This window comes from Erwinia tracheiphila (assembly GCF_021365465.1).
GTDB lineage: Bacteria > Pseudomonadota > Gammaproteobacteria > Enterobacterales > Enterobacteriaceae > Erwinia > Erwinia tracheiphila.
On record NZ_CP089932.1, the window covers coordinates 4077623 to 4091865 of the forward strand.

At 51.5% G+C, this 14243-nt stretch carries 11 protein-coding genes and 1 pseudogene; 3 read left to right on the forward strand and 9 right to left on the reverse strand.

Going from position 1 to position 14243, the window contains the following annotated elements; all coding sequences use genetic code 11:
• The first annotated feature begins 16 nt into the window (after window positions 1-16).
• Window positions 17-848 (forward strand): annotated as a pseudogene (locus LU633_RS21205) (IS5 family transposase).
• Between the two features lie 80 nt (window positions 849-928).
• On the opposite strand, the gene ispH reads toward LU633_RS21205, so the two are convergent.
• Genes ispH through ribF form a run of 5 tightly spaced genes read right to left on the reverse strand, consistent with a single transcriptional unit; the run spans window position 929 to window position 6623 of the window.
• Complete coding sequence (gene ispH, locus LU633_RS21210; RefSeq protein WP_016190915.1) at window positions 929-1882, reverse strand: 4-hydroxy-3-methylbut-2-enyl diphosphate reductase; 954 nt, start codon at window positions 1880-1882, stop codon at window positions 929-931.
• Complete coding sequence (gene fkpB, locus LU633_RS21215; RefSeq protein WP_016190914.1) at window positions 1863-2333, reverse strand: FKBP-type peptidyl-prolyl cis-trans isomerase; 471 nt, start codon at window positions 2331-2333, stop codon at window positions 1863-1865. The genes ispH and fkpB overlap by 20 nt, the downstream gene beginning before the upstream one ends.
• Window positions 2334-2342: 9 nt before the next feature.
• Window positions 2343-2837, reverse strand: coding sequence for a signal peptidase II (gene lspA, locus LU633_RS21220; RefSeq protein ID WP_016190913.1), 495 nt, complete (start codon window positions 2835-2837; stop codon window positions 2343-2345).
• On the reverse strand, window positions 2838-5654 hold the full coding sequence (gene ileS / locus LU633_RS21225; protein WP_016190912.1) for an isoleucine--tRNA ligase: 2817 nt from the start codon (window positions 5652-5654) through the stop codon (window positions 2838-2840).
• Between the two features lie 30 nt (window positions 5655-5684).
• Window positions 5685-6623 carry a bifunctional riboflavin kinase/FAD synthetase gene (gene ribF, locus LU633_RS21230; protein WP_016190911.1) on the reverse strand — a complete coding sequence of 313 codons (939 nt, stop codon included), beginning with the start codon at window positions 6621-6623 and terminating at the stop codon, window positions 5685-5687.
• A 314-nt stretch (window positions 6624-6937) separates the two neighbouring features.
• Here ribF and rpsT point away from each other — a divergent pair, with 314 nt between their 5' ends.
• Window positions 6938-7201 (forward strand): 30S ribosomal protein S20, encoded by a 264-nt coding sequence (gene rpsT / locus LU633_RS21235; protein ID WP_016190910.1) that lies wholly within the window; start codon window positions 6938-6940, stop codon window positions 7199-7201.
• A 266-nt stretch (window positions 7202-7467) separates the two neighbouring features.
• Here the strand turns inward: rpsT and nhaA are convergent, their stop codons facing one another.
• The 3 genes from nhaA to dnaK form a co-directional block, all read right to left on the reverse strand.
• Window positions 7468-8628: a Na+/H+ antiporter NhaA gene (nhaA, locus tag LU633_RS21240; RefSeq protein ID WP_016190909.1), complete on the reverse strand. Its 1161-nt coding sequence runs from the start codon at window positions 8626-8628 to the stop codon at window positions 7468-7470.
• Between the two features lie 476 nt (window positions 8629-9104).
• On the reverse strand, window positions 9105-10238 hold the full coding sequence (gene dnaJ / locus LU633_RS21245; protein WP_016190908.1) for a molecular chaperone DnaJ: 1134 nt from the start codon (window positions 10236-10238) through the stop codon (window positions 9105-9107).
• Between the two features lie 106 nt (window positions 10239-10344).
• Complete coding sequence (gene dnaK / locus LU633_RS21250; RefSeq protein WP_016190907.1) at window positions 10345-12258, reverse strand: molecular chaperone DnaK; 1914 nt, start codon at window positions 12256-12258, stop codon at window positions 10345-10347.
• A gap of 302 nt (window positions 12259-12560) precedes the next feature.
• Between dnaK and satP the strand changes: the two genes are divergently transcribed.
• Entirely contained in the window at window positions 12561-13130 is a 570-nt protein-coding gene (gene satP / locus LU633_RS21255) for an acetate uptake transporter (RefSeq protein WP_016190906.1), read from the forward strand.
• Between the two features lie 408 nt (window positions 13131-13538).
• Here the strand turns inward: satP and LU633_RS21260 are convergent.
• A protein-coding gene (locus LU633_RS21260) for an IS1 family transposase (RefSeq protein WP_152664208.1) occupies window positions 13539-14236 on the reverse strand; the annotation gives its coding sequence in 2 pieces (ribosomal slippage) (window positions 13539-13987 and window positions 13987-14236; 699 coding nt in all).
• Window positions 14237-14243: the final 7 nt, after the last annotated feature.

The window sequence follows — 14243 nt, forward strand, 5'->3', positions numbered from 1 at the left end:
TATCTGAGGACAAAGTATGGCAGGCGGTAAAGGGCAGATTAGCGATGAACTCCGGGACAAAATCGCTCCGCTTATCCCGGAACACAAAACCCGCCACCCTCCGGGTACGCGCCGAAAACGTGTTGATAATCGGGCCGCAATGAACGCCATTTTCTTCTTCCCCAGAACAGCCTGTCAGTGGAATGCACTCAATGCCACCGTGATATGTTCATCGGGTTCTGCACACCGGCGCTTCAAGGAACGGAGAGGCGTAGGTGTCTTCGGGCGTTTCTGGCAGAACGGATTACTGGCCTGTGAGCACCCGGGCGACACGGACTGCTCATGGCTGTCGGTGGATGGCGGTATGACAACATCACCGCTGTCCGGAACAAAAAAACAGGGCGCAACCCCACGGACAGAGGGAAACAGCGCGTAAAGTGCACTGATGACAGATGCCGGAGGGCTTGCTCTGTCACGGGTCGTCGCAGCAGCAGACAGGCACGACATCAAACTGGTGGCGGACACACCCGGTGCTCTTCAGACGGGACGCCCGGGGCAAAAAAACCGTACCCTGCCCGGACAAAGGTGCCGAAACGCCCGGGCTGAAAACAGACTGGTTGGGCCGTCGTGACAAGCCTCATATCCCACCCCGTAAAGAGGAATGAGATGCCAGTAAAACCACGAACTTCATGGCCCGTCGCCGGGCTGTCGGGAGGAGGCACAGCCGGATGAACCGGTTTCGCCGGCCCCTGACCCGACGGGAAAAGACGCCTGAGCATGACGGGGCCCTGTTGCGTTTTTCCTGTGGTTTTATTGTCTGGAATAAAGTTCTGTTGAGACAGGCGCTAATAATTGGATCGTTTACTTAAAAAGGGAGTCAGCTCTCCTTGCTGAACCCCTTTTCTATTTTCGGCGATTTCCTGTGGTGAAATACTATACGGTGATGAAATTACTGAATTTCCCTGATATCCACCCGCAATTCCTTGGGTACTTCAAAAACGATATTCTCTTCCCGGCCAATCAGCTCAATCGCCACTTCACCACCCAGCTCACGGAGTCGCTGAATCACAGCCTGAACCAGCACATCCGGCGCAGACGCACCGGCTGTAACACCTACGCGACTTACACCTTTAATCCACTCTTCCTTGATATCATCGGCGGAGCCAATCAGCTGCGCCAGTTTGCCCGCCCGCTGTGCCAGTTCGGCAAGCCGATTAGAGTTAGAAGAGTTACGCGACCCCACAACCAGCACCACGTCCGCATCTTTCGCCAGCGTACGTACGGCTTCCTGGCGATTAGCTGTGGCGTAGCAAATATCATCCTTGCGCGGCCCAACGATTTTCGGAAAACGATCGCGCAACGCGCTAATCACTTCATAAGTGTCATCGACCGAAAGCGTGGTCTGGGTCATAAAACACAGGTTGTCTTCATCTTTTACCCGCAATTTGTAAACGTCAGACGGGCATTCCACCAGATACATTCCCCCTTTGGGGTTGTTGTACTGGCCCATAGTGCCCTCGACTTCAGGGTGCCCCGCATGGCCAATAAGGATTGCCTCAGTCCCTTTGCGACTGGCACGCGCCACTTCCATATGGACTTTAGTGACCAGCGGACAGGTCGCATCGAAGAGCATCGTCAGTTCGCGTGCCCGGGCTTGCGCACGCACCGCCTGGGAAACGCCGTGAGCAGAGAAAATCAGGATCGAACCATCCGGCACTTCTGCAATGTCTTCAATAAAGATGGCCCCACGCTCGCGCAGGCTGTTAACAACATAACGATTATGTACGACTTCATGCCTGACATAAATCGGTGCGCCATACATCTCCAGCGCCCGTTCAACAATACTGATAGCACGATCGACACCGGCACAAAAGCCACGGGGGTTAGCCAACAGGATTTGCATTTATCGCCCCCAGTTCCGGGTTAATCTCCAGCACTTCAACATCAAAATGGATTGTTTGTCCGGCAAGAGGATGGTTGAAATCAACCGTGATCGAATCACCGGAAATCTCACGAATGACGCCCGGCATTTCATTACCGTCCATGCCACTGAATAACATGATCGCCCCCACCTCCGGCTCCCCTGCCTGGGTAAAGTCCCGGCGGGAAAAATACTGAATAAGATCGGGACTTGCGGTGCCAAAAGCCGATTCAGGTGCCAGTGAAAAGGCTTTTTTATCACCGACCTTAAGACCCACCAGCTCGGCCTCCAGTTCCGCTGACAGGCTGCCGTCTCCCAAACTAAATAACGCTGGCTTGCCGTTATTTCGCGTGGACTCCGCCGTCGAACCGTCAGAAAGCTTCAGGACGAAGTGAACCAGCACGGCGCTGTCGTGCTGTACAGAATCAGTCATGTGCCGCCCTTATTTAGCGTGTTTACTGGCCGGGGTCAGAAAACCTTCCAGCACAATCAGCGCGGCGCCTACACAGATGCCGCAGTCAGCGATATTAAAGGTGGCAAAATGCCAGTTACCTACATAGAAGTCGATAAAATCGACCACGAAGCCATGATAAGCGCGATCAAACAAATTGCCCAGTGCGCCCCCAACGATTAGCGCGTAAGCAATATTGTTGAGCTTCTTACTGGCTTCGCTGCGATACATCATTACCAGTAATACCACAACAATGGCGACCGCGATACCGGCAAAGAACCAGCGCTGCCAGCCCCCTTTATCCGCCAGAAAGCTAAAGGCCGCGCCATAATTGTGCGCATAGAAGAAATTGAAAAAAGGCATCACTGACATCGATTCATGCAGCATCAGGGTATTCATAATCCACTGCTTGCTGGCGAAATCGATGGCAATCACCACCAGCACCAGCCACAGCCAGCGCAATCCTGTTGATAATAATGGCTTCATTTATGCAAACTTACGCTGTTCGCCAGCGCCCGCAATGTTGGTGACACAACGACCACAGATGTCCGGATGCTCGGTGCTCTGACCTGAATCAGTAGTGTAATGCCAGCAGCGCGGACACTTCTCACCTTCCGCTTTGTGCAGGGCAATTTTCAGACCTTTTAGCAGATCGCTTTGCTGGGCTTCTTCCGTCGCCAGGGCGTAATCCGCCACCTGTGCACCGGATGTCAGCAGCACAAAACGGAGTTCGTCGCCAAGGCTGGTTAATCTTTCCGCCAGCGCCGCGTCAGCATACAACGTGACCGTCGCTTCCAGCGAGCCGCCAATGCGTTTGTCCGCGCGCGCCTGCTCAATAACTTTATTGACTTCGCTGCGGACTTTGAGCAGCGCAGACCAGAAATCGTCATTCATCACTTCGTGTTCTTCCAGGCTAAAAAGCCCTTCGTACCACTCTTCGGTGAACACATATTGAGCACGCTTGCCCGGCAGTTCGTTCCATACTTCATCTGCGGTGAACGACAGTACAGGTGCCATCCAGCGTACAAGGGCCTCCGCGATATGATACAATGCGGTCTGGCAGCTGCGACGTGCCAGGCCATCAGCTTTCGCCGTGTACTGACGATCTTTGATGATATCGAGATAGAACGAACCCATTTCCACCGAACAAAACTGCATCAGACGTTGCACGACTTCATGGAAATCATAACGGGCGTAAGAATCGATAATGTCGTTCTGCGCGGCCAGCGCGCAGCCTACGGCCCAGCGATCCAACACCACCATATCTTCAGCTTTGACGCTGTCTGTTTCCGGGTTGAAACCATTCAGGTTAGCCAGCAGAAAACGGGCGGTATTACGGATACGGCGATAGGCGTCCGCTGCCCGCTTGAGGATTTCATCTGAAACCGCCATTTCGCCGGAATAGTCGGTGGAAGCCACCCACAGGCGTAAAATGTCACCGCCCAGTTTGTTCATGACATCCTGTGGCGAAACGGTGTTACCGATGGATTTCGACATTTTACGCCCCTGACCATCTACGGTGAAACCGTGCGTCAGAACCTGGCGATAGGGGGCTTTGCCCTTCATTGCCGTTGAAATCATCAAAGATGACATAAACCAGCCGCGATGCTGATCCGACCCTTCCAGATAGATATCCGGTGTATGGCCCGAAAACTCCGGACGGGCATCTACTACGGAGTAACTGGTGGATCCAGAATCAAACCACACGTCCAGCGTGTCAGGCACTTTGACGTAGTTTTCCGCCTCTGCCCCCATTAATTCCGTTGCGTCAAGATCCCACCAGGCCTGGATGCCATCCTGCTCAACCCGCTGCGCGACTTTTTCCATGAGTGGCAGGGTATTCGGGTGCAGCTGCTCGGTGTCTTTGTGGACAAAGAGCGCCATCGGCACGCCCCAGGTACGCTGGCGTGAGATACACCAGTCAGGTCGATTGGCCACCATCGATTCGATTCGCGCCTGTCCCCAGTCGGGGATCCACTGTACGCCTTTGATCTCTTTCAACGACTGTTCGCGCAGACCTTGCTGATCCATGCTGATAAACCACTGCGGGGTGGCGCGGAAAATAATCGGCGTTTTGTGACGCCAGCAGTGAGGGTAGCTGTGCAGCAGTTTTTCAACGTGCAACAATGCGTTCTTCTCACGCAGCAGCTCAACCATCAGATCGTTGGCTTTCAAAACGTTGATGCCGTCAAGGCCAGGGCAGGTCCCCGGCAGATAATTGCCATCTGGCCCGACCGGATTCGCCGCGTCAATACCGTATTTCTGACAGATAATATAGTCATCAGGGCCGTGCGCTGGCGCGGTATGCACTGCTCCCGTACCGGCATCCAGGGTAACGTGTTCACCGAGGATCACAACTGACGTCAGATTGAGGAAAGGATGCGTGAAGCCCATCAGCTCAAGCGTGGCACCTTTGGTTTCACCCAGCACCTGCCATTGCGCGATCCCGGCACGTTTCATCACGCTTTCAACCAAATCTTTCGCGAGGATCAGCACACGTCCTTCAATTTGCACCAGCTGATAGTCAAACTCAGGATGAAGCGAGATTGCGCGGTTAGCGGGCATGGTCCAGGGGGTGGTCGTCCAGATAACCAGTGAAACCGGCCCTTCAGCGTTGACGGCACCAAATTTTTCCATTACCGCATTTTTGTCAACGGCATTAAACATCACGTCAATGGACGGGGAGGTTTTGTCATAGTACTCAACTTCCGCCTCAGCCAGTGCTGAACGGCAATCCAGACACCAGTGCACCGGCTTCGCGCCTTTGTGCAGATGGCCGTTACCGATAATTTTTCCTAAGGCCCGGATGATATTAGCTTCCGTTTTGAAATCCATCGTCAGGTACGGACGATCCCAGTCCCCTAAAACCCCGAGGCGGATAAAATCTTTTTTCTGCGCTTCAACCTGCTCGACCGCATAGAGACGGCAGGCTTCACGAAACTCAGCCGCCGTGACTTTCTCACCCGGCTTGCCGATCATTTGCTCTACTTTATGTTCGATAGGCAAACCGTGGCAGTCCCATCCGGGAACATATGGCGAATCAAAGCCCGCCATGCCTTTTGACTTGACAATAATGTCTTTCAGAATCTTGTTGACCGAGTGACCAATATGAATGCTGCCGTTTGCATAGGGAGGGCCATCGTGCAGGATAAAGGTTTTTTTCCCTTTTTTGGCGTTGCGGATAATGCCGTAGAGATTATCATCATACCAGCGCTGCAACATTCCCGGCTCGCGTTTGGCGAGGTCGCCACGCATCGGGAATCCCGTTTCCGGCAAATTCAGGGTAGATTTATAGTCACTCATCAGATTCTCGATTCCGTATTTCGCTTCTGTTTAAAGCGGTGTCTTCAGCCCAAAAAACTGTCTGGCAGTCACCACATCTTTCGCAATTTGTTCTTTCAGCGTATCCAGTGAAGAAAAACGCTGCTCGTTACGTATTTTTTGCCGCAACACCACATCTATATGGCGACCGTACAGATTCATTGCAATATCCAGCAAATGGACTTCAAGCTGTTGGCGCACACCGGACACCGTGGGACGGCTACCGATGTTGGCCACGCCGGGGACAGCGTTGTCGCCTAAACCATAAACCTCAACGGCAAATACACCCTTTACTGGCGTAACAGAACGTCTGAGCGGCAAATTAGCCGTAGGGAAACCTATGGTCCTGCCAAGCGCATCGCCACGCACCACGCGCCCTGAAATGCTAAAGGGATGCCCGAGAAGCGACGCGGCCAACGACAAATCGTCTGCGGCCAGCGCCTGGCGAACTGCCGTACTGCTAATGCGCTTGCCATCATCACAGAAGGTTTGTGTACTGATCACATCAAAGCGGTATTTCGTACCGGCTTGCTGTAATAGCTGGAAATCCCCTTCCCGGCGTGCGCCAAAACGAAAATCATCCCCCACCACAAGGAATCTAACGTCCAGCTTATTCACCAGTAAATCAGTGATAAAACTCTCTGCCGTCTGCGCGGCAAAACGATGGTCAAAACGCACGCACAATACCGAATCCACACCCGCTTCACCCAGATAGCGCAGTTTTTCACGCAGGCGCGTCAGACGTGGCGGCGATTTGTTGGCCTTAAACAGCTCAGGCGGCTGTGGCTCGAACAACATGACCACGACCGGCAAATTACGCTGACGCCCTTCTGCGCACAGTCGTGCCAGCAGAGCCTGGTGACCGCGATGTACGCCATCGAAATTGCCAATGGTCAGTACGCAGCACCGGTGCTGTTCCCTGAGATTATGTATGCCGCGGATAAACTTCATGGCTGGCTCAAATTTGTGGAAATCAGCGGATTATACCTTGTACAGCGGTGAAGGTTAACCCGCGAATGTGGCTTTACGTTGATTCAAGGGTCGCTTTTTCTGTCAGGGGTCGAATGAATTCTCCGTATAGATTTTTATTGTGAATAAGCTGTATTCATTTGGACGAAGCTGATAGAATCTTGCGCCATCGAAACGTAACCAGGTGCCGCTCGCAACGGCGCTTATTTTGCACAAATCCATTGACAACCTTGGGCGAAAGAGGCATATTCCTCGGCCTTTGAATTGTCCTTACAGAACTATTTGGGAGTTGGACCTTGGCTAATATCAAATCAGCTAAGAAACGCGCCGTAACGTCTGAGAAGCGTCGTAAGCACAACGCTAGCCGTCGTTCAATGATGCGTACTTTTATCAAGAAAGTATACGCAGCTATCGCCACTGGTGATAAAGCAGCTGCTCAGAATGCATTTAACGAAATGCAACCAATTGTGGACCGCCAGGCAGCTAAGGGTCTGATCCACAAAAACAAAGCGGCTCGCCATAAAGCAAACCTGACTGCTCAGATCAACAAACTGGCTTAATTGCCACGCTGTTAATCCCGCTTTGAAAAAGAAACCGCCCGTGGCGGTTTTTTTGTCTCGCGTTTGTGTTTTATGTTCAGCCTGAGACAGTATGTGACTGCGTTGAGTTTACAAATGCAGTTGTACTCCACCAGCAGGCAAAACTCACCGGCTGCTCTTGCAGTTATCCAGCCAGACATTGGTTTTAACACATTGAATTAACTCAAAAACCCGGTCAGAACAGGACTGATACTCACCCGCGCAGTCGCACCGCCATGAAAAACACCCTAACGAAATTTTAACCTCAACAAGGTATAACCCACCACGGCGGAAATCACTGAGCCTGTCAGGATACCCAACTTCGCCAGTTTTATCATTTCCAGATGCGCATTATCAAAAGCAAGTGAAGCTATGAATATCGACATGGTAAAGCCGATACCACAAAGCACACCGATGGCAACGATATCGCCCATTTGAGTTCCACGGGGCAACGCGGCAATTCGCAGCTTAACTGCCAGCCAACAAATCAGGGCGATGCCGAGCGGCTTGCCAATAAACAGGCCGAAGATAATGCCCAGTGGCACACTCATAAACAACTCCCCCAACGAGACGTCACTTAAAGAAACGCCCGCATTAGCAAAAGCAAACAGCGGAAGGATGAGCCAGCTGACCCACGGTGCCAGGCTGTGTGCAAGATGAGTGGCTGGCGAATGGCCTTTTTGTTCTGTCAGGGGGATAAAAAAACCGACGATCACGCCAGCCAGGGTAGCGTGCACGCCAGATTTCAATATTGCTATCCATAGCACAATGCCAGGCAGCATATAAACCAACAGGTTCCGCACGCCACAGCGATTGAGCAGAGCCAGTACCATGACAGCGCCGACAGCATAACAGAGCGGCATGGCTGCAAGGTGTTGAGTGTAAAAGAAAGCAATAATCAGAATGGCACCCAGGTCATCAATCACCGCCAGCGCCATCAGAAATATTTTCAGGGCAGGTGGAATGCGGCTCCCCAGCAGTGCCAAAATTCCCAGAGCGAAAGCAATATCGGTGGCCGTTGGGATAGCCCATCCACGAAGTGCCAGCGCATCGCTGTGATTGAGCAGTGCAAATATCGCCCCCGGCGCGATCATGCCTCCCACCGCTGCAATCAGCGGAAACATTGCACGCTGGCGGGACGCCAGAGAACCGGATACCAGCTCCTGCTTCACCGCCAGGCCAATCATTAAAAAGAACAGCGCCATCAGAGCATCGTTGATCCACAGCAGCACGTTTTTATTGATATCCAGCGCCCCAAAACGCAATTCGACTGGTGCTGTAAGGATGGTCTGGTAGCTTTGCTGAGTGGCAGCGTTGTTCGCCATCACCATGGCGGCCATTGCTGCCAGAATCAATATCACACCGCCCGTAGCCTCATTGCCGATTATCCGTTTAAGTGCTGATTTCATGACATCTTTTCCTGATGAGAGCTGAAGTCGAGAGGGCATATCATACGCGTGCAGGCTGTGGGGAAAAACAGTTAATGCGCGACTCAGGGCCGATAGATGTCGTTTTTTAAAAACTGTTTAGTTCTCAACTTTCACAGGAAGCGACGTTGAGACACACCACCGGGATATCCTAACGATTCTTAGAAAAGCCGCTGCTTGTGCTGCCAGATTTTAAATCTACAAATAATAAGGCCCAGCCAGAACCTGTTGATAGCCACGCCTACATGACGTAATCAGCAGACTTTACAGAAGGCGGCAGTGATTACCCTGCACCGGGGTGTACTAAAAACCTTAGAAGGGAGTGAGGGTCTGTGAGGCAAGAGCCAAAACCGAAGACAACGAGGCGCGATAACCATGTTGACAGAGCGTGGTTTTAATTTTTGCAATAAAAAAACGGACGATCTTAAGACCGTCCGTTCATCAGGGTGCCCGTATAATTATCGGGTCAAATCGTCAAAGAACTTCTTCACGCCGTCGAAAAAGTTTTTTGACCGCGGGCTGTTTTTTTCACCGCTCGGGCCACCAAAGCTCTCTTCAAGCTCACGCAACAGAGACTTTTGCTTATCACTAAGGCTGACCGGCGTTTCCACCACCACCCGACAAAGCAGATCGCCCTGTGCGCCACCACGAACTGATTTCACCCCTTTGCCACGCATGCGGAACAACTTACCGGTCTGGGTTTCAGACGGCACTTTCAGCTTGACACGACCGTCCAGGGTAGGCACTTCGATCTCACCACCCAGTGCAGCCATAGCGAAATTAATCGGGACTTCACAGTAGAGGTTATTTTCTTCACGTTCAAAGATAGGATGTTTGCGCACCGAAACCTGAACGTAAAGATCGCCCGCAGGCGCACCGTGCTCGCCAGCTTCGCCTTCGCCACTCAGACGGATACGGTCACCAGTATCCACACCTGCCGGGATTTTCACCGACAAGGTTTTGGATTTTTCCACGCGTCCATGTCCGTGGCAGGCATTGCACGGATCTTTGATTATCGAACCGCGACCGTGACAGGCAGGACAAGTCTGCTGTACGGTGAAGAAGCCCTGACGCATCTGCACCTGCCCCTGGCCGTGACAGGTTGGGCAACTCTGAGGCTGCGTCCCCGGCTTCGATCCGCTTCCGTGGCATTTATCACACTCTTCGAGAGTAGGGATACGGATCTCTTTGGACACGCCGCGGACAGCTTCGTCCAGCGTCAGCTCCATGTTATAGCGTAAATCGGCACCGCGTGCGGCACGCTGCTGACGGCGGCCCCCGCCAAAAATGTCACCGAACACGTCGCCAAAGATATCGCTGAAATCAGCGCCACCGCCGCCAAAACCGCCACCACCCATGCCGCCCTGTTCGAACACTGCATGACCATACTGATCGTAAGCAGCGCGCTTCTGCGGATCGGTGAGGATTTCGTAAGCTTCTTTAACTTCTTTAAATTTAGCCTCGGATTCTTTATCACCTGGATTGCGGTCAGGATGATATTTCATCGCCAGGCGTTTGTAGGCCTTTTTGATTTCACGCTCTTCCGATGACCTGGAAACGCCCAAAATCTCGTAATAGTCTTTTTTCGCCATTCTGGTATCCTGCCCTTAGCATACGTTCACGGGCGTGGAGAAACTCCTACGCCCGTGGGTTTAATCAGTGCTCACTATCTGAGCACCTTGCCCGGCTTGAGGGCGACTATTTTTTGTTATCTTTCACTTCTTCAAATTCAGCATCGACAACATCGTCATCTTTTTTAGCCGCCGCGTCAGTTGCATCCGCTGCGCCACTGGCTGCCTGCTGTTGAGCAAATTCCATCAGCTTGCTGGATACCTGAATCAGCGCCTGCATTTTTGCCTCAATTTCCGCTTTGTCTTCACCTTTTAGCGCCGTCTTCAGCTCGGTCAGGGCAGCTTCGACAGGTACCTTGTTCTCTTCAGGCAATTTATCACCAGCTTCATCCAGCTGCTTACGGGTGCTGTGGGACAGGTGATCGGCCTGGTTGCGGGTTTGAACCAGCTCTTCGAACTTGCGATCAGATTCTGAGTTTGCTTCAGCATCACGAACCATTTTTTCGATTTCGTCATCATTCAGGCCAGAAGAGGCTTTAATGGTGATCTTCTGCTCTTTGCCACTGTTTTTGTCCTTCGCTGAAACGTGCAGAATACCGTCCGCATCAATGTCGAAGGTTACTTCTACCTGAGGCATACCACGAGGTGCTGGCTGGATACCGTCAAGGTTAAACTGACCCAACGATTTGTTGTCGGCGGCACGCTTACGCTCACCCTGCACCACATGAATGGTTACCGCCGACTGGTTATCTTCTGCGGTGGAAAACACCTGGCTATGCTTGGTTGGGATAGTGGTGTTTTTGCTAATCAGCGACGTCATCACGCCACCCATGGTTTCAATACCCAGAGAAAGCGGCGTGACATCCAGCAGCAGCAGGTCTTTCACGTCACCCGCCAGCACACCGCCCTGAACCGCAGCACCTACCGCTACGGCTTCATCAGGGTTGACGTCTTTGCGTGGTTCTTTACCAAAGAATTCAGCCACTTTCGCCTGCACCATTGGCATACGGGTCTGACCACCTACCAGGATAACATCATTGATGTCAGATACCGGCAGACCAGCATCCTGCAAAGCAACCTTCAGCGGCTCGATAGAGCGAGTCACCAGATCTTCAACCAGAGATTCGAGTTTTGCACGGGTCACTTTGATGTTCAGGTGTTTAGGACCGGCCGCATCAGCAGTGATATACGGCAGATTAACATCTGTCTGCTGGGCAGAAGACAGCTCGATTTTCGCTTTCTCGGCAGCCTCTTTCAGACGCTGCATTGCCAGCGGATCGTTGTGCAGATCGATGCCCTGATCCTTTTTGAATTCTGCAACGAGATAGTTAATCATACGGCTATCGAAGTCCTCACCGCCGAGGTGAGTATCGCCGTTGGTTGCCAGCACTTCAAAAGTTTTTTCACCGTCCACTTCGTCAATTTCAATAATGGAAATATCGAAGGTCCCGCCACCGAGGTCATAAACCGCGATGGTGCGGTTGCCCTGGCCTTTATCCATACCGTAAGCCAGTGCTGCAGCAGTAGGCTCGTTAATAATACGTTTTACGTCCAGACCAGCAATACGACCAGCATCTTTGGTTGCCTGGCGCTGCGCATCGTTAAAATAGGCAGGGACAGTAATGACGGCTTCTGTCACCGTCTCACCCAGATAATCTTCCGCCGTTTTCTTCATTTTTTTCAGCACTTCCGCAGAAACCTGAGGAGGTGCTATTTTCTGTCCCTTAACATCTAACCAGGCATCGCCGTTGTCAGCACCAACGATCTGATAAGGCATGATTTTAATATCACGCTGAACTTCTTCGTCCTGGAAACGACGACCAATCAGACGTTTGATCGCAAACAGGGTATTCTGCGGGTTGGTAACGGCCTGTCGTTTAGCGGGCTGACCAACCAGCGTTTCGCCGTCCTGGGTGTAGGCGATGATCGACGGTGTGGTACGATCACCTTCAGCATTCTCAAGCACGCGCGCCTTGCCGCCATCCATAATCGCAACACATGAGTTAGTTGTACCCAAGTCAATACCAATAATCTTGCCCATCTGAACGTCTCCACTTAAATTCGTTGTAAATCAGGTTATGCACACTTAATGCGGTCTGTTTTCGTTATTTCAACGCCTGACGCCGCGCTTTTTTCCGGGCACATATCCTCGGATGCCAAATAAGATGGGGACGTCCTTAAGCGCATCAAGGGGCAAAATAAAAATTTTTTAAAATTTATGGTTCTTCATATCAACATTCACGCTCCGGTAGCTTATTATCATGCAGCGCGCTGGCGACGCAGGCTGGGTCAGCGTTACACTACCTTACTTTTTTCATTTATCTGTGATTTCACGGAGCATTTATGCACACCAATACGCTGGCAAATCCCGCGCCTTTAGGGCTGATGGGTTTTGGCATGACCACTGTTTTACTCAATCTTCATAACGCAGGTTTTTTTCCATTAACCTCAACCATTATCAGCATGGGAATTTTTTTTGGTGGCCTGGCGCAAATTATTGCCGGGCTGCTGGAATATAAAAAAGGCAATACCTTTGGCTTGACGGCATTTACCGCCTACGGTTGCTTCTGGCTGAGTCTGGTAGGCATTATCGTGCTGCCCAAAATGGCGCTGGCTGGACCAACCGATGCCACCATGCTGGGGGTTTACCTGGCGCTGTGGGGTATTTTCACGCTGTTTATGTTCTTTGGTACATTAAAGGCTAACCGCGCGTTGCAGTTTGTCTTTGCCAGCCTGACCATACTGTTCTTCCTGCTTGCCTGGGGAAATATCGCAGGTAATCATAGCGTATTGGTCTTTGCGGGCTATATCGGCATTATCTGTGGGGCAAGCGCAATTTATCTGGCCATGGCTGAAGTGATCAACGAGCAGTTAGGATGCCAGGTGCTACCGGTTGGTGAACATCATCGTTAATTCCTCGTGGGTGCCAGCAGTGCCTGTCTTTACACGATATGCGTGAGACAGCAAGCATCCCTACTTAATGGTGCGAGCCTTTAGAGCGGCGGGATGCTTCTTTATCCGCCTCAAAACACCGCTGACAAATGCGCCGTTGCAATGGATTCGCGTTATCCACCCTGCCAGCCCAAAGACGTCAGCGTTTTTTGCCACCCCGTCTGCGACACTCAATTAAAACCATGTTCTTCGGACAGAAAAGTGGCAGCGTTAGTTATGCCGCGGTCATATTGACACTGCGTTAAAAATTAAAAACGGACAAGGATTAAATCTTTCGACATGGGTATGCCCTGCAAAAAGCTGCTGGCGTCATTTATTTTTAGGGCAGCCTGTTTTTATTAATTAAGAATATTTGGTCGTGACGCAGATTTATTGATAATGATGAAGAGTAAGATACCAACCGATGATCTTATCGTGCATTTCCCCTGACTTCGAAAAGCAAATTGTTCTGCGGGTCAGTCGTTTGATATGTGTGCGAAGATTAAGATTATGTCGTTCTGTCCGTTGGGTATATTTCTTGCTCACCACGTGGCTTGTTGCACTTAACAGAACTTTATAAACCGGCCACGCATCTGTCATATAAAAGGCAATGTTAAATTTGCTTAACAGGGCCAGCAATCGTCGCAGGGTCGGGGCATTTCTCGGGCCGAAGACGTGGGCCAGAGCACGTTTGCGGATACGGTCATAAGCATAGAACAACCACCGGGGATTGCTTTTACACCGCACGTAAGACCATTGTTCATCGGCTTCACAGCAGATAACAACCTCCGTTTCGGGGTCGATATTCTCAGCTACCTGCTTTGGGGAAATTTTTTTACGTGCCGCAGAATCGTATTGAGGCTGATACCGAGAACCCGTGCGGTATCGCGACATCCGTAACCATTCATGGCCATATTAACAATGGTCTGGTGTGTGTCTGGTTTGGCACCGGAGTAGCTAAAGTTGAGCTGAAAGGTCTTTGAACAATGCTTGCAGATGCAACGTTGGGCACCGGATGCTGAATGTCCGTTACATCGTACAGCATGAGTTTCATTGGACTGAGGGAAGACGACATCAACTTTAGCCATATATTAC